The following is a 17696-nucleotide window of genomic DNA, read 5'->3' on the forward strand; positions in this document are numbered from 1 at the left end:
CAAAATATTACTTAACCATTTATTCAAAAAAACATCTGCGAAAAGGATATAAATGAACACTAAAAAGGATAGAACTGCCGCCGAGCAAAATAATCAAGGTAACAGTGCTGCTGATATTGTTCCTCGTCAAGGGATCTCTATTATTTGGTTTGTACCTTTTATCGCTTTAATTTTCGGTTTATGGCTAGCAGTAAAAACTATTTCTGAACAAGGTACCATTATCACCATAGAATTTGATAATGGCTCAGGCATTGTGCCTAATAAAACCGAAGTTCGTTATAAAGGTTTAGTGACAGGTTTAGTGAAGAAAGTTGTCCCGTCTGATGATTTAACACATGTTATTGCTGAAGTAGAGATTTCTAAAGACTTTACCGACTATCTAACCACCAACACTCTATTTTGGTTGGTTAGCGCGGATATATCACTACAAGGTATCTCGGGTTTAGACACACTTATTTCAGGTAGTTACATAACTATTTTACCCGACACAGATAAATCTTCTGAAAGTAAATTTCATTTTGTAGCCTTAACTGAGGTACCAACACTTGATATGTCTACACCAGGTTTACACCTCACCTTACAAACCGATGTATTAGGATCGATTAGTGAAAACTCCCCGATTAGCTTTAAACAGATCCCAATTGGTCATGTTACCGGTTATCACTATATTGAAAGCAGTAAAAAAATTGGTATCAATATTTTCATCAAACCTGAATTTGCTCACTTAATAAAAGAAAATTCTTTATTTTATAATACCAGCGGCATGCAAGTTACCGCCTCGCTTTCAGCGGGTATAAAAATTAATACCGAATCATTATCTTCAATTCTAGCGGGTGGAATTTCAGTTGATACTTTAAGTTATCAGGCCGACTTAGCCCCGGCAAAAAATGGTGATACTTTTCCGCTGCACCCTGACTTTCAAGCCGCTGAAATGGGGCATACGATTGAGCTAACCTTAGACTGGAATTCAGGTATAGATCATAATGCGGCTATCATGTACCAAGGCTTAACGATTGGTGTTATTGAGTCATTCAGCAAAATTGACCCCGTAAGTCGAAAGATTACAGCTATAGCGCAAGTTAACCCTCGTGTTGTGCCTTACTTAACAGATCAATCGCAATTTTATATTGTTTCACCGCAAATAAGTTTAACAGGATTAGCCAATGCTAAAACACTATTAACGGGAAGCTATATCAGTATCCGAGCTTCTTTAGCTGGTAAACCTAGCAATAAATTTAAGGTGTATAATGACATTCCGCCTTATACCTACAGCGAGCCGGGCCTACACTTAATGTTAACCAGTAATGACCGTAGCTCTTTACAGGTAGGGAGCAGTGTTTATTACAGACAACAAGTGGTAGGCAATATACAAGCGATTGAAACAAGTGCACCTGAACGTCATTTAGTACATATTCATGTATTGCCTGAATTTAGCCATTATGTAAATGCGGACAGTCGATTTTACAATAATTCAGGGTTAAAAATTTCTGCTAATTTATTAGGAGTTGATGTTCAAGCACAATCATTACAAACCATTCTAAATGGTGGTATTTCTTTTATTAATCAAGGTAACAACCAAGAATCAAAAGAAAAATCAGTAACCAATGGCGATAGTTTTTCATTATATGCCAATGAAAAACTTGCTGAACAACAAATTAGTTTTACCCTCAATGTTGCCGCCGATGAAATTATCAGTAAAAACACACGTGTTTTATATCGTGGTATTGAAATTGGGGCAATTCATAGTATTAAAAATCAAAATGCACAGCAGTACTTGCAGGTTGGTTTATTACCCGAATATCAACATATTTTAAAAGCAAATACTCAATTCTATTTAGTCAATCCGAGCTTAAGCCTCTCAGGTGCGAGTGATAAAGATGCTTTATTCGGCGGCGCTTATATCACTTTTAATATTGGTGAAGGCAAAGCAAGATCACAATTTCCATTATATACCACTCCTCCCGTTAAGCATGCTAGTTCACCTGGCTTACAATTAACTTTAATCACTGATCATGCAAGTGTCGCCACACCAGGTAGTGCGGTAAGTTATCGAGGTATCACTATTGGCCAAGTTGACAATGTTAGCCTCAATAAAGCCGATGATAATATTCACGTAAATATTACTATTGATGATAAGCATCGTAGTTTATTACAAAGTACTACGCGTTTTTATAATGCCAGCGGCATTACTATTTCAGGTGGGTTAAGTGACTTTGTTGTAAAAACTGAATCGCTAGACGCTATTTTACGCGGTGGTATTAGTTTTTATAACCCTGAATCACCTCAGGTTAATCCACATGATGATACACAGAAAACTAAAGATAATATTGCAGAGTTGGCGCAATTCACTTTATTCAAACACCAAGAAGAAGCTAGAAATGCAGGTAAAAATATTAGCATTCATTTTAATGATGTTAGCGGATTAAAAATTAATACCAAGGTTATTTATCAAGAGCAAACCTTAGGTACAGTGCAACGGTTAATCTTTAATAACGGCAAAGTTGGCGTTACCGCACTGGTATTATTAAATGATTTAGGCAACCAATATGCTCTTAAGGGCACAAAGTTTTGGAAAGTAGAGCCTGAAATTGGTTTAGTGGGATCTAAAAATGTTGCTTCCATACTTGATGGTGCTTTCATTGGCCTACTACCGTCTTATGATGCCTTATCAGGGCAAGAAGCAGAACCTAAAACCGAGTTTATCGCTCTTGAAATTGCGCCAACAGTTGAGCGACTAGCTTACGGGCTGAATATTAAGTTAACCACTTCTCGCCTCGGCTCTGTACGTGTTGGTAACCCCGTTCTTTATCGACAAATTAAAGTCGGTAAAGTTATCGGTATCGATTTATCGCCAACCGCTGACCAAGTAAATATATTTGTTAACATTGCTAAACCCTACGCAGCACTAGTTAATGGGCAAAGTAAGTTTTGGAATACTAGCGGTATAAGAATTGATGCGAGTGTTTTCTCTGGTGTTAAAATAGACTCTGAATCAATAGAAACTCTTATCGCTGGTGGAATTGCCTTTGCGACACCAAGTATTGATGATGAAGACAAGCCAGAATTAGCGCCAATACCGGCAAGTTTTATTTTACACCAAGATATTGATGAAGATTGGTTAGAGTGGCAGCCTAAAATACTAATAAACGCAACAGACGAGAGTACAATCGATACTGAAAATGATAATGACGATCGATAAGGGTTTTAATACAGCCGATGAATATGTCGGTTATATAAAAACTGAATAACGATTAGAACAAGGTATAACTAATAATTAACGTTATACCACACACAATGGTTGACAAATTAAGCTATTTGCCTGAACATATAGCCATCTAAACGTCCACAAAGTAAAGAGAAGTATTTTGACGATAACATCAGAGCTACAAGCCCGATACAATGATATTAATCGAGGTGTTTACTTTATTGGCACCACGCCACCAAAAAGCGATACGCCACTCGATACAGTGTCTGACATTGCCGAGAAATTACTCGATCGCGTTAGTGACATCGATTTTGATGGTTTGATTGTTTATGACATTCAAGACGAAGATTCACGCATTAGTAAGCCTCGACCTTTCCCGTTTAAATCAACCCTTGATGCTAGACTTTATTCTTCATTATTAAATAAAAAGTCTAAGCGCCCGGTAATCACATACAAAAGTGTTGTTCAATCTAATGGCGATGACTTTAACAACTGGGCAAATGAAGCCTGGGAAAAATACGGCGTTAAAGATGTTGTATTAGTTGGTAGTCCATCAAAGAATAATGAAATTTCATTACCCTTAGCTGACGCATACAAAGCCTTAGTTGAAAACCAACATGAATTTTTTATTGGTGGTGTTACCATTGCTGAGCGCCATGCTAGTAAGGGTGACGAGCATGAACGTTTAATTAGTAAACATAAACAAGGCTGTAGTTTCTTTATCTCGCAGGCCATTTACGATCCACAAGCGACTATCGACTTACTAACTCGTTATGCGCTTGAATGTAAAAAAGAAGGCTTAAAACCACAACGTTTAATATTAACCTTCTCACCGTGTGGTAGTAAGAAAACCTTAGAATTTATTGATTGGTTAGGGGTAAATGTTCCTGAAGCAACAAGCTTACGTATTCTTAATGCAGAAAACCCGTTATACGAGTCAATTCGTATCTGCGTTAACAGCTTACAACAAATTTTAGATGCTATTTCGCCGTACGATTTACCGTTAGGTTTAAACATAGAAAGTTTAACCAACCGTAAAGAAGAAATAGACGGTTCAATTTTGTTATACAAGTTACTACGCTCAAAAATGGATAACTTTTTAGCGAAAAAAGAGTTAGCCGCATTGAATAAAAAATGCGCGAAATAAAAAGCCTGTTGTAAGTTAACTTATCAACGATTTAATGACTAAGCAGTGTTTTTTAACACTGCTTTTTATTGGAGAAGGAAAAAGTATAAGCATAAATGACATCTACTTATTTGTAATAAACGAAGTGCTTTATAATTAATAAAGAAATTAATTAGTAAAGAAATTAATTATCTACTACACTATTTTTATGTGAAATGAATTACAAATAACCTGAGAACTGGATAAGAAAAATTACGGAAAAGCTACGCACCAAAGCTATTTCACTCGTTCTCATTGTTACTTTTATTATCCAGAATTTAGCTTACATAAGATAACTTTTGAAATATTTCCCCTCAACATTTTATTTATCAAGATTTGCTGAAAAAGAGTTTCAGATTCAGTTAAATAAAAGCTCGCAGCGCTTGGCAAATACCGTTCTCTATTTATGTATATTCTTTTTATTATCTTTTACTGTATTGTCATTGGAAAGTGAAAATTTCACCGACAACTTACTTATAAATAGTATAAGAATCGTAATAATTCTCCTATCTAGCATATTTATCTTTCTTAATAAGAGAAATAATACCGAAAAATTACACATACACTTTTTTGGTTATGCTATTTTATTTTGCTGCACAATTAGTTATTTATTTTGGTCATTCTCCTTAACTCATAATGAACTAAAGGAAGGTGGTCCAATGCTAGTAGTCGCAGTAATCACATCAATTCCTATGTTGCATTTAGGTCATAAGTCTTTGCTTTGGCTTATTATTTGTATTAATTTAATTGGAATTCATGTTTTTACGCCAGTCTCAATTTCGTGGACACTCTATTTCTTATTTACCATGATTATTGTTATGGGGTACATACAGTACCAACTTGATATCCTGCTTCGAACACAATACAAAGCAGAGTTAATAGCAGCAGAAAGAGCTAATACCGATAAATTAACAGGGTTATATAACAGGCATAGCTTTGAGACTAAGTGCAGCAACTTAATTGCACAACTTCACCCCTCTCAATATATTGCGCTAGCGATGATAGACATCGATTACTTTAAAAAATATAACGATAACTATGGGCACTTAGAAGGTGACAGAGTGCTTATTAAAGTGGCTGAAATATTAAATAGTTGTGAAGCCGATATAGTAATTAGATTTGGTGGGGAAGAGTTTATATTAGTAAAAATATTACAGATAGATCAATTAAACTGGCTTCATGACTTACCGAAAGCCTTTTCCAATAGTACCATTCCTCATCAATATTCATCATTTGGACGAATAACTGTTTCTACAGGAATAGCGATAGCTAAAACTAATGAAAAAATAGTAACAACAAAGGAATTACTAACAAGTGCAGACGAGGCCATGTACCAAGCAAAAAACACAGGAAGAAATAGGGTTGTAAGTCAAAGTGTAATCCCTCCCAAAAAATAGTAACACTCGAGACCTTATAACTTACAAATTATAAGGTCTCGATAAATTACACCGTATTTTCGCCTACTTTTATAAAACTAAAGTCATTTCTAGCCGCGCTTTTCAATAAACTTACGTAACACTGTTTGACCTTCATTTTGCATAAAATCATAAAACAACTTAGCGAGTATTGACTGTTTACGTCGCTTATTCTGGACTAAATACCAAGTACTTTTAATAGGAAAACCCTCTACATTAAGTTTAACTAATCCCGAGCCTGAACTATGTTCAAGTGTGTGTTGGCTTAAAATAGCCAAGCCTAAATCAGCTGCAACTGAGTGTTTAATGGCTTCACTACTTTCAATAGTCATTTTCTCTTTTAAACTAATTTTATGCTGGTGACAAAACTGATCAACCGAAAGGCGTGTACCAGATCCATGTTCACGCATAATAAATGGGTAATGTGTTAAGCGCGCTAAACTGATTGACGGCTGTAAGGTTAATTCATGTTTTGCTGGTGCAACCACAACTAATAAATTATCTAAAAAAGGATCCGCACTGATATTTGTATCGTCAAGACAATCACTTAGTACATAAAAATCATCTTTATTTTCTTTAAGGCTAGCTAAAACCTCAGCTCTATTACCAATATTTAACTCTACATCGACCAAGGGATATTTTTTACAAAAAGACCCTAGTAGCAAAGGTAAAAAATACTTGGCAGTGGAAACAACATTGAGTTTTAAGGTACCTGATTTAACACCTTTTAAATCGTCTAATTTTGAACTTAAACGATTCAAAGTAGAAAACATCTCGTTAGAGGCTTCTAACACAGCAAGCCCCGCATCAGTTAGCTTAACCGACTTGCCATGCACTCTATAAAGAGTAATATCAAACAGTTCACTGAGTTTTTTAAGCTGTATTGAAACGGACGGTTGAGAGATATATAGTTTTTCAGCCACTACCGATATTTTCTTATATTCAGCTAGCGCTTGTAATATTTGTAATTGCCGTAATGTAGGTGTCCTATTATTCACGATATAGCCTTTTATCTATGACAATAATACTTATTATATATTTTTAATTATTTTAAGTCTTCTTTATGATGTTTATATCGTTATTTTATATATACTGTTTATTCGTTAAATTATTTTAAACGCAGTTAATCATAATCAAGAGGATTTCTATGTTAGAACCTATTCAACAAAATGTACGCGACTTAGGTACTTTACTCGGTAAAACCATTGCCGCCGATCAAGGTGAAAAGTGGTTAGAAGAAATTGAAAGCGTTCGTTTAGAAGGTAGAGAAATAGCGGCAGGTAACACCAAAGCTATCGCGGCTCTGCAAGAAAAATTTGCTCATTGTGATGAAAAAGAGCTTCTGATTTACTCAAGAGCATTTAGCCAATTCTTAAACTTAGTAAATGTTGCAGAGCAACAATATACAACAAGTGAAGAAGGCTTAGATGAGTTAGATCATGCTCATCCACTTGAAGATCTTGAAGAGCATATTACCAATATAGATCCAGAAGTGATCACTGCGGCACTTAAAAAATTAAAAATTGAATTGGTATTAACGGCGCATCCTACTGAAGTAAACCGTAGAGCCTTTATTCATAAATATAAAAAAATCGGTCAAGCATTAGATACACCAAACAATGCTTTATCAGCACGTGTTGAAGAGTTAGTTGAACAAGCATGGCATACCGATGAAATTCGCCACAAACGCCCTACTCCGCTAGATGAATCACGCTGGGGTTTAAATAGTATAGCCGACAACTTTTGGTTTGCTATTCCGCAATTTATGCGTGAGCTAGATGACTTTTCAGTAAAAGTAACAGGTAAAAAATTAGCTGATGACTATACGCCAATTACTATGGCAAGTTGGATGGCAGGCGATCGTGATGGCAACCCATTTGTAACAGCAAGCTTAAGTGAAGAAGCGCTTATTAAAGCGCGTTTAATGGCGGCACACTTATATTTAAAAGATTTTGAAAGACTTTATTTAGAACTTTCAATGTCTAAAGCAACGCCTGAGTTAGTTGACGCTGATAAAAACTTACGTGGCCCTTACCGCCAACAATTAGCGCCGGTAATACTTTTATTAAAAGCGACTATTGAGCAATTAAAAGAAGGCAAAACCGAAGGCGTTCTTTCTAGCTCTGATCAATTACGTCAGCCTTTAAAAACTTGTCGTGATAGTTTATTAGCAATGGGCTTAACCAATGTTGCTAACTCATTAATTCTTGATTTAATTCGCAAGGTTAATAGCTTTGGTATCTCGTTAGTTAAACTTGATATTAGACAGCACAGTGAGCGCCACGATAGCGCAATAGCTGAAATAACTGAGTTATTAAACTTAGGTACTTATACCGATTGGGATGAAGCGAAAAGACAAGAATTTTTATTGGCTGAGTTAAAAAATCCTCGCCCATTATTACCTAGCAATAATTGGTCGGAAGATACTCAAGAAGTACTTGATACTTACGCGTTAATAGCAAGCCAACCAGCTGAGCTTTTCGGACTTTATATTATTTCAATGGCGAGTGAAGTAAGTGATGTTTTAGCGGTTAAATTATTACTTAAAGCTTCTGGCGTTAAGTGGAATATGCCAATTGCACCATTATTTGAAACACTCGATGATTTAAATAATGCACCACAAGTAATGTCTGAATTATTAAATATTGAAAGCTACCGTAACACTTGTGACGGACAACACAATGTAATGATTGGCTATAGTGACTCATCTAAAGATGCTGGCGTACTTGCCGCAACTTGGGGTCAATATGAATCTCAAGAGAAGCTTGTTGAAGTGTTTGTTGAACAAAATATTGAGTTAAAATTATTCCACGGCCGAGGCGGCACAATTGGTCGAGGCGGCGGTCCAGCACATGCAGCTATTGCATCACAACCTCCAGGTACATTAGACGGTGGTTTACGTGTAACAGAGCAAGGCGAAACTATTCGTCATAAGTTTGGTACACCAAGCTTAGCCAACCGTAGCTTACATTTGTATGCTTCAGCTATTTTAGAGTGTTTAATTAACCCACCACCTGTGCCTACACAAGCATGGCGTGACATTATGAAAACTATGTCTGAAGAAAGCTGTACAACTTATCGTAAATACGTTGAAGGCAATGACGATTTTGTTAAATATTTCCGTCAAGCAACACCAGAGCAAGAGCTTGCCTCACTACCATTAGGCTCACGCCCAAGTAAACGTAAGTCAGACGGTGGTATTGAATCGTTACGCGCTATTCCATGGATTTTTGCTTGGGCTCAAAACCGTTTAGTGGTTCCTGCTTGGCTTGGTTTGGGTAGTGCAATACAAAGCGCTTATCAAGAGAATGAAGCGCTTATTAAAGAAATGCTACAACAATGGCCTTATTTCCGTTCACGTATCTCATTAACAGAAATGGTGTACTTGAAAGCAGATAAAGAAATGTCAGCATTATACGATGAGTCTTTAGTTGAAGATTCTTTAAAAGTAATGGGTAAAGAGTTACGTGCACAACTTGTACAAGACAAAGCAACTATCTTAGGCATTTTGGGGCAGAAAGAAGCATTAGAGAATGATCCTTGGAACTTTAACTCTTTTGAACTTCGTCGCCCTTACTTAGCACCATTGCACTTATTGCAAATAGAAGCACTTAAACGTTTACGAGCGCAACCTGAACACCCTGAAAATGAGCAGGTGTTGATGGTAACCATGTCAGGTATTGCAACGGGTATGCGTAATACGGGGTAATAGTAAAGGTTCGAATAGTCCGTAAAGCTAGCTAGACATAAAAATTTAAAAAGGTGTAATCAGTATATTGATTACACCTTTTTTTATCGTTAAAAACTAATTTGCTAGTTATAAAATAAATAACCTGATCTAGGGATAATTTAAACCAAACAATGAGTAAAAATCGGATTAATGACCCCTATAATTTTGAGTGATATAATACTTTTTTGTCGATGCTCTGATTGATAATATCATCGGCAACTTAATCGTTAATTAAATCCAATATTCATTAAATTCTTCATCAGGAAACTTCATGACATTACAGCAAAAAAAAGTCTTACTTTTTGATCTCGACGGTACGTTAGTAGATAGCGCTCCAGATCTTGCTGCTGCTTTAAACAAAACGCTAGCAGACTTAGACAAGCCTGAATTTTCGCAAGACACTATTCGTAGTTGGGTTGGCAATGGCGCACAAACGTTGGTAGCTCGAGGTTTATCTGGCTCTGCCACTATTGATAGCCAATTAGACTCTGAATTAGCGCAGCAAGCAGTAACACTTTTCTTAAATCATTACCGTGAACAGATGTGTGTTGAAACGGTATTGTATGCTGACGTAAAAGAAGGTTTAGTTGCTTTAAAAGCGGCAGGGTTTCGTCTTGGTATCATAACCAATAAACCTGTTGAATTTATACAACCAATATTATCAGGTTTAGGAATTGATGCGTTATTCGAAATTATTATCGGTGCAGATACCTTATCAGAGAAAAAACCTCATCCTGCACAATTAATTTATGCTGTAGAGCAACTTAACGTTACCACTGAAAGTTGTTTAATGATTGGCGATTCTAAGAATGATATTCTTGCCGCCAAAGCCGCAAATATGGATAGCGTAGGACTAACTTATGGTTATAACTACGGTGAAGCAATAGCTAATTATGAGCCACAGTGGTGTTTTGATACGTTTGCAGAATTCAGCAAAGCAACACTAGGCTAGACCTATTAAATTGGTGAAGTTAGGGTTAAGTTTATAAATTCTTAGCTAACGCATCGGGGTAATCTCGCTGCTTAGCAAGTAGTATTGCACGCTCGGTCACTTCAATGTCTGAACATTGCTGACTCACAGGAAAGTAATGTTCAGTTAAGTAACCCTCTATTGCTGGATCAGTAATGAGTCCACATTCAGATAAGTTAGCTAAAATAGCATCTGCCGCAGCAAGCGCTGAAGAAGCTTTAACAATTTCTGCTCGTGCATAATGTTTACCATGAAATGAAACATCAGCAGCGCGTAATTCTGGATCATCGCCAGGTATTTGCTGCGCACCAAATAAGGGTTTTGCCGCAACAATGGCGGAACTAAATTGAGGAATAAACTGCGCCATATGCTCAATTGAACCGAGTGTTCTGTTGTGAATTAATTGCTCTGGCCACTTTTTATCAATTTTTTCAATGAAGCGTTGCGCTAATTTTGGTTGGGCACTTTGTAGTGAACTAGCGACAAGACCTTGATCAAAAAGAGTAATATCTTGTGTCATGCCGTGCAACTGAAAGTAACCATCAGGATAAGGCGTTAATTGCGCCATACCTTGCGGAGTGCCTCGCTCACCGTAAAACACAATCTCAGGCCATAAGCCTTGGCATTGCGGCCAATGTGCTACGTAAGCGGCTTTAAACTCAACCATACGCTGACGTTTAGCGCTGACCATGTCATCAATTTCACCACTTTTGAAACCACACGCATTAATCACATAATCAAACTGTTGCTGTTGAATATTGTCGTTACCTTGCAGCTTGGTAGAAACCTGCCAGCCCAAGTTATCTTCATCAGCGGTAATAGCCGTAACTTGGCTATGTGTTTGTAAGTGACAGCTAGGTAAGCGCTCAATAGCCAAACTGGCGATAGCTGCAAACCTAAAAGCTGATAAGCCATACTCTTGTACTAACAAAACTGGGAATTTAAGTTTATTTAAATCGGTAAAATTAGCAAAAGAAATCAGCCAATCACTAGCTTGTGTAGCCTTACTAGGAATAGATTTATTAACTAACGCATCTACTTCTGCACGACTATAAAACCTAAAATAATCTTCTGGCTCACCTAAGACTTTATTACTGATATCAGCAGAAACTAGTTCGCTATAACGCTTACGGAGTTTTTCTAAACGCGGCAATAAATCTTCTGGCTGTCCGTGATCGGTTTTAGGCAAGGCAATAACGGTTGGTCTTACATTAACGCTTTGCGGATAGACCTTTACCGTCTCGATTGACTGTTGAAGTAAGGTTAAACACTGTTCATCTGAAATTTCACGATATAAGTTGCCGCCAGCATGTAAGTGACAAATAGGCGGACCATTAACCAAACTAGGACCTTTTTCAATCAAGGTTGTATCTAAACCTAATTCGGCAAAGCGCAACGCAATAGTAGACCCCGCAACACCACCACCAATAATGGCAATTTTAGTTTGAGTATTTCGTAAAGGTTGAACGGTTACTGAGCTTTTATTCATAGCAGTGTTGAGCGGCTTGTTTCGTGATGAATATATTCATACAGGTATTTTACGTTGATACGTGCTATTTGCGTAGAGGGATCAGTAAAAAATATGCTTTAAGTTGTTAATAAACATGTTTGAGCATAACTCTTATTCGATATTTGAGATTATTTTGATTTGTTTTCACTCTATTGCTGAGCTTGACTCTGCTGTTTTATATTTTTATTTTTGAAATAAGCTTGAATACAGTTATTACATACGCAACTCTTCCCTTGTAAATCTGTAGGAATGGTCGCTAATAAAGCTTGCGGTACATTAGTATTCATACACCAACAACCGGCGCTAGCATTAACATCGCAACGATTACTTTGTTGGCATAAAGGACAAATACTGTCGTCTATTTTATTAGTTGTGGATGTTTCTTTCATGGGAAGTTAAGTAAATAGCTTATGTTACATCTAATGTATCATACCAAATGAATTAAAGAATGAATCAAAATTCAATAAGGATAAATAGTCAAGTTTAAGGCGCGTGATTGAGTAATAGCTGGCTATTGGGATTGAGCGCAACGCAGAAGTTGATTATTTAGACCATTTGAAGATGATTGATTTATTATTTCAATTGGTATCACTTAAATCATTGGTCATAAAGAAATCAGCGACTGTGTTGTTATTAACGTGATCTAGCCCCTAAAGAAACTGACATATAAAAGGGTAGTCTTTAAATGAAGCAAAAAAAACGACCTGATGGTCGTTTTTAGATAATTACATAATGAGTATTAAGGCTTATGCAGAAAAATTATCCGCCTTCTTGTTACGTCTATTTACCATAAAGCCTAAAGCTAATAACATTAATAACCAAGCTGCTGGCTCTGGTACATTAACTGAGCGAGTAACATTTGCTACACCACTGACTATGTCGTTTGCACAAGACATGCCCCAGCTAAACGCTAATTGAGATGCATTTTGAAAAGCATCAATTCCGTTAACATTGAAGCTAAAACTAATTAAGTCTGTATTACCTGTTCTTTTACCATAATTAGTAACAGACCAAGAGCCATCTTTTATATCCGTTCCGCTCGACATTACTTCGCCACTACCAACAGCGCTAGAATAATTATGATAGGTTTCTGATGTTATCGTAGAGTCGATTTTAGTTAAAGTACCATCATTATCCCAATCTTTTTCCTTCCAACTAGAGTTGTTTTTATAACTGTTACTTCTACCTTCCGATAATACAAAAGCATAATCGTAGTCTGAACTACCTGCTGTACTAATTAATAAGTCACCAAATACAATATTTTTCCCACCTGCAGAGGTTGATTTATTATAATTCACAAAATTAGTATAAATATCAACCGTCACTAAATCGCCTACAGAGCTAACATTCATACGGTCAATACCATACTTAGACTCAGCGCCATTAACATAATCGCCCGAGTCATCAATGGTGGTATTAACCAAAAAGTCTGCCGCGAATACATTCGCCGACGACAATAAAGTCGTAACTGCTAAAATTTTAAATATTCTTTTTATTAAAGTCATATAAGTAATCACTTTCAAAAGGAAAAAACTAAGAATGAGTTATTTACTCTGAACTCATCGCCGATAACAGTTAATAAGCAATTTTTATTCCAAAAAATCAATGTCGCCATTTAACAACACCTTAGGAATTATACCTTGCTAACCTAATAGCGTAAACTTACTTATTGTAAAAAAAGCTGACATAAAATAATCAGTTATACCTAACTAAAATAGTAACTCATAAAAAACTAAGTCATTATAAATGCTCTATTTTTTTAATATTTAATCACTGTGTTACGTGCTATCTATCTGCTTAAATATTAGCTATTATCATAGCAAAGAGGCAACTGTCGCCATATTAAAACAACCCATTAAAATCGGTGCAACATGAAAACAACAAAAATATTACATGCAGCCTTATTCTCATTATTTTTAATGAGCGCATCAGTTTTTGCTAATGATAATGTTGACGAAAGTTATGAAAAAGCCTTAATCGCTTTTCAAAATAACGCTTACCCTGCTGCCATCATCCATTTAAAGAATATTATTCAACAAAACCCAGCACATATGCCATCACGCGTATTAATGGCGCAAATTCTTATCAATCAAGGTAACGGTGCTGCAGCAGAAGTTGAACTTAACCGAGCAAAAGAGGGTAAGGTTGATAATGATCGGTTAATTACGCTTTATGGAAAAGCCTATATTTTACAAGGGAAATATGACGAAGCTTTAGATATAGCTGTTTTAGGTCAACGTAACCCGCAAATAGAGAGTGAATTGTTATTAATACGTGGCCAAGCTTATATTGGTAAAAAACAATACCAACTGGCAGATAGAGTATTTATTAGTTTATTAGGTTTACAGCCTAATAATCAATTCGCCTTACTCGGTAGAGCGCAAATAGCATTGCAGGAATCTCAAGTTGATGACGCCCTTAACTATATTGATTTATCACTCAATAACTCCCAACCTTTTATTAATGGTTGGATATTAAAGTCTAAAATATTACATCGTTTAGGTGACCGCAAAGGCGCTTTATTGGCCATAGACGAAGCCCTACTTATCGATGAAAAACATTTATCGGCACGTTTAACTAAGGCAATGTTACACTTAGAAGTGCAGGAATATCAGCAAGCTTTACCTCATGTAGATTATATTTTAAATGAGATTCCTAATGAGCCTAGAGCTGGATATTTAAAGGCGATAATTAATGCCAGTTTACCTCGTGAAGATGGTTCGTCACCAACCGACGATAAAAGTAAGTTAACTGAAGTTATTGCCACTTTAGCTGCGGTACCACCAGAGGTAATGAAAACAACACCTGATTATTATTTTTTAGCTGGGTTAACTAATTTTCAATTTGGTAATCTAAATGATGCTCACCGCTACCTGACTAATTATCTTAATTACGTTGAATTTGACATTGATACCGTGCGCATGATCGCCAGTATTGAGATTGAGCAAGGTCAATTAGACTCTGCTCGCTATCTACTACAAAAAACAAACCTAGCTCGACCAAATAATCCTGATATTTTAACCTTACTCGGTGTCACTTACTTGCAACTAGGTGAAAGTGAAAAAGCACAATTTTATTTTGAAAAAGTAGTAGATAGTTACCCTAACTCAACAGTAGGTGTAAGTAATTTAGCACGCAGTAAAATGCAATCAGGTGATTATATCGCCGCCATTGAAACCTTATCGGCAATTAAAGATAACGAGGTGAATGGTGTTCAAATAAAGCTTTTATTAATTGATGCTTATCAAAATACTAAAAATTATCCATTGGCAATTAATATTACTAAGAGCTTACTTGCTGAATTTCCTAATGATAGTTTTTTACAACAACGTATTGGTACATTATACGGATTAAACGGTCAGCTAACTGAAGCTAAATCAGCCTTTGAAAAGTCCGTAAAATTAGATCCAAACAATATTACCTCGATGGTGCATTTAGGCAGAATGGATAACATTGCTGGTAAAAGTGACAAGGCATTAGCTTATCTACAAAATAAATTAACACTTTTTCCTAAAAACACATTATTGATGACAGAGATCGCCGATACTTATTTATTTAAAAACGATATTGATAACGCTCTCACTTGGTTGCAAAAGGCATACGCCCAAGAGCCAAATAACTTTTATGTGATCAGTAAATTAAGCCGAATTTTAGTTAACCAAGGTAAGCTTGAAGAAGCTGTTGATCTACTTGATGTTTACATAGGCTCAAATCCTAAAGATCCTGAAGGTTTATTAACGCTTTCAGAACTATACCAACAACAAAATAAACACCAACAAGCGATATTAGTTTTGCGTGATTATGTTGAAAAGTCTCGTAATAAAGCACAAGCGCTTATTGTATTAGCAAAAGCACAATTACTTGCAAAAGACAGTGTCGCCGCAGAGAAATCTTATACCCAAGCAATGATTGCAGATGATACCTACTTGCCCGCTTATTTAGGTTTAGTAAATCTAACCATTAAAAATAAAAATGAAGATTTTTCATTAAGTCTTATTGCATCCATTGCCGAGCTTACCCAAAGCAGTAGCTTAACTGATGTATTAACAGGTGATTTATACCTGTCACTAAACGATACTAAAAAGTCGATCGATTATTATAAGAAATCCCTACAAAACTCCGATCAAAAACAGGCCGTGCTTGGTTTATATCGCAGTTACAAACAAAGTAATAATATACGAAAAGCAATAGAGCCATTAAAGAAATGGTTAGTAAAATATCCTGATGATATGCTGGTAGGTATAGCTTTAGCTGATAGCTATAAAGGCAGTACGTTACTAAAAAAATCTAGTGAATATTATGGTCTATTACTGGAAAAATATGGGCCGTTACCTATTTTATTAAATAATGCCGCCAGTGTTGAATTTGCTTTAGGTAATAAAGTTGAAGCTAAAGCCTATGCCGAACAAGCTTATGGATATCTACCTGAAAATGTAACAATCATAGACACCCTTGCTTGGATTAAAAGCCGAATGGGTGAGCGTGATCAAGCCATTGCCTTATTCAGGGTCGCACTTACCAAAGACTACGACAATGCAGAAATTAAATATCATATTGCGGCGACACTTTACGCATTAGACAGAAAAACGGAAGCAAAGAAATATTTAACAGAAGCGGTTGATAGCCAACAACAATATCCTGAAAAACCAGAAGCAATTGCATTGTTAACTTCTTGGTAGCAAGTAATAGGTAATAGTCGGCTTACGATTCAGCCTGAAAACCAATCGTTTTTTGTAGAACAAAGTTTTACTGATTTGCTGAAATTTATACGTCAGCAATCGGTCTATTAATTATAGATACTTCAGAGGTTAAATTAAATGAACACACAATTATCACTAAAAACATCGTTATATCACATACCAGTTAAAGCATTATGTAAAACAATAACAACATTCACTATGTTGCTATTGTTTATTCAAATGTTTACTTTTAGTGCTTTTGCCGAAGCCAATATTAATGTTGGACCTAAAAGTGGTATATCAGCTCCTAAAATCAGCGTACTTAACCTAAGAAATCAGCCTACTAATATTGAACAACTCAGCAGTGAAAAAGGCTTAGTTATTGTATTTTTTCGTTCTGCAGATTGGTGTCCATATTGTAAGAGACATTTATTAGAATTAAATGAACAAGCACAAAAATTTACAGATTTAGGTTACGGCTTAGCGGCTATTTCTTATGATAATACCGATATTTTACAAAAGTTTACTAAAGAGCAATCAATAAGCTATCCACTCTTATCGGATCAACAAGCACAAACAATGCAAGCCTATAATATTCTTAATAAAGATTATGCAGTTGGCGATGATAATTACGGTATTCCCTACCCTGGCGTAGTGGTTATTGATAAAGAAGGTAAAATTGTACACAAATATTTTTATGAAGGTTATAAAGATCGTGTTAAATTTTCAGATCTATACCTACAGTTAAGCAAAGGTAACTAACTTAACAAGTTTATAATCTAAACCAGACTAAAGCCTAAAGTCAGGCTAATATATAAAAACACAGTCGAATTAAAATTAGAGTTAGAATTAATTGATGAGTTTTCATAATGAGAACTCATCAATAACCTAATACCACATCGCTAAATTCTTAGCTTACGTATAAATCCAAATTAATTTTTATCCCCTTTTTTCTGTCTCAATTCATTAACAAAAATTACATATTAACGTCACTAATAGTTAATGATGTTTTCTTACTCTCT

At 35.8% G+C, this 17696-nt stretch carries 11 protein-coding genes; 7 read left to right on the top strand and 4 right to left on the bottom strand.

The window, feature by feature from the left end; all coding sequences use genetic code 11:
* Positions 1–52: 52 nt before the first annotated feature.
* The 3 genes from CWS31_RS04195 (at position 53) to CWS31_RS04205 (ending at position 5767) form a co-directional block, all read left to right on the top strand.
* Positions 53–3199 (top strand): PqiB family protein, encoded by a 3147-nt coding sequence (locus CWS31_RS04195; protein WP_101344629.1) that lies wholly within the window; start codon positions 53–55, stop codon positions 3197–3199.
* 166 nt (positions 3200–3365) lie between these two features.
* Positions 3366–4352: a methylenetetrahydrofolate reductase gene (locus CWS31_RS04200; protein ID WP_101344630.1), complete on the top strand. Its 987-nt coding sequence runs from the start codon at positions 3366–3368 to the stop codon at positions 4350–4352.
* A gap of 317 nt (positions 4353–4669) precedes the next feature.
* Positions 4670–5767, top strand: a complete 1098-nt coding sequence (locus CWS31_RS04205; protein ID WP_101344631.1) for a GGDEF domain-containing protein — start codon at positions 4670–4672, stop codon at positions 5765–5767.
* Positions 5768–5856: 89 nt separating this feature from the next.
* On the opposite strand, the gene CWS31_RS04210 is transcribed toward CWS31_RS04205, so the two are convergent.
* A complete protein-coding gene (locus CWS31_RS04210) occupies positions 5857–6783 on the bottom strand; it encodes a LysR family transcriptional regulator (protein ID WP_101344632.1) in 927 nt (308 codons plus the stop codon).
* A 149-nt stretch (positions 6784–6932) separates the two neighbouring features.
* On the opposite strand from CWS31_RS04210, the gene ppc reads away from it, so the two are divergent.
* Both ppc and CWS31_RS04220 read left to right on the top strand, forming a co-directional pair.
* Positions 6933–9494 carry a phosphoenolpyruvate carboxylase gene (gene ppc / locus CWS31_RS04215; RefSeq protein WP_101344633.1) on the top strand — a complete coding sequence of 854 codons (2562 nt, stop codon included), beginning with the start codon at positions 6933–6935 and terminating at the stop codon, positions 9492–9494.
* 292 nt (positions 9495–9786) lie between these two features.
* Complete coding sequence (locus CWS31_RS04220) at positions 9787–10467, top strand: phosphoglycolate phosphatase (protein ID WP_101344634.1); 681 nt, start codon at positions 9787–9789, stop codon at positions 10465–10467.
* 31 nt (positions 10468–10498) lie between these two features.
* Here CWS31_RS04220 and CWS31_RS04225 read toward each other — a convergent pair whose 3' ends face one another.
* From CWS31_RS04225 to CWS31_RS04235, 3 genes are all read right to left on the bottom strand, one after another.
* Entirely contained in the window at positions 10499–11974 is a 1476-nt protein-coding gene (locus tag CWS31_RS04225; protein ID WP_101344635.1) for an FAD-dependent oxidoreductase, read from the bottom strand.
* A gap of 170 nt (positions 11975–12144) precedes the next feature.
* Positions 12145–12384 carry a cysteine-rich CWC family protein gene (locus tag CWS31_RS04230; RefSeq protein WP_101344636.1) on the bottom strand — a complete coding sequence of 80 codons (240 nt, stop codon included), beginning with the start codon at positions 12382–12384 and terminating at the stop codon, positions 12145–12147.
* A 357-nt stretch (positions 12385–12741) separates the two neighbouring features.
* Complete coding sequence (locus CWS31_RS04235; protein WP_101344637.1) at positions 12742–13500, bottom strand: PEP-CTERM sorting domain-containing protein; 759 nt, start codon at positions 13498–13500, stop codon at positions 12742–12744.
* A 366-nt stretch (positions 13501–13866) separates the two neighbouring features.
* On the opposite strand from CWS31_RS04235, the gene prsT reads away from it, so the two are divergent.
* Positions 13867–16674 carry an XrtA/PEP-CTERM system TPR-repeat protein PrsT gene (gene prsT, locus CWS31_RS04240; protein WP_101344638.1) on the top strand — a complete coding sequence of 936 codons (2808 nt, stop codon included), beginning with the start codon at positions 13867–13869 and terminating at the stop codon, positions 16672–16674.
* Between the two features lie 138 nt (positions 16675–16812).
* On the top strand, positions 16813–17436 hold the full coding sequence (locus CWS31_RS04245; protein ID WP_246143350.1) for a peroxiredoxin family protein: 624 nt from the start codon (positions 16813–16815) through the stop codon (positions 17434–17436).
* The last annotated feature ends 260 nt before the right edge of the window (positions 17437–17696 follow it).

It is taken from the genome of Colwellia echini (genome assembly GCF_002843355.2).
GTDB lineage: Bacteria > Pseudomonadota > Gammaproteobacteria > Enterobacterales > Alteromonadaceae > Colwellia > Colwellia echini.

Bases quoted from the DNA above. Each gene is read 5' to 3' on its own strand.
- CWS31_RS04195 (WP_101344629.1), top strand. From the start codon at position 53: ATGAACACTAAAAAGGATAGAACTGCCGCCGAGCAAAATAATCAAGGT.
- ppc (WP_101344633.1), top strand. From the start codon at position 6,933: ATGTTAGAACCTATTCAACAAAATGTACGCGACTTAGGTACTTTACTC.
- CWS31_RS04220 (WP_101344634.1), top strand. From the start codon at position 9,787: ATGACATTACAGCAAAAAAAAGTCTTACTTTTTGATCTCGACGGTACG.
- CWS31_RS04225 (WP_101344635.1), bottom strand. From the start codon at position 11,974: ATGAATAAAAGCTCAGTAACCGTTCAACCTTTACGAAATACTCAAACT.
- CWS31_RS04230 (WP_101344636.1), bottom strand. From the start codon at position 12,384: ATGAAAGAAACATCCACAACTAATAAAATAGACGACAGTATTTGTCCT.
- CWS31_RS04235 (WP_101344637.1), bottom strand. From the start codon at position 13,500: ATGACTTTAATAAAAAGAATATTTAAAATTTTAGCAGTTACGACTTTA.
- prsT (WP_101344638.1), top strand. From the start codon at position 13,867: ATGAAAACAACAAAAATATTACATGCAGCCTTATTCTCATTATTTTTA.
- CWS31_RS04245 (WP_246143350.1), top strand. From the start codon at position 16,813: ATGAACACACAATTATCACTAAAAACATCGTTATATCACATACCAGTT.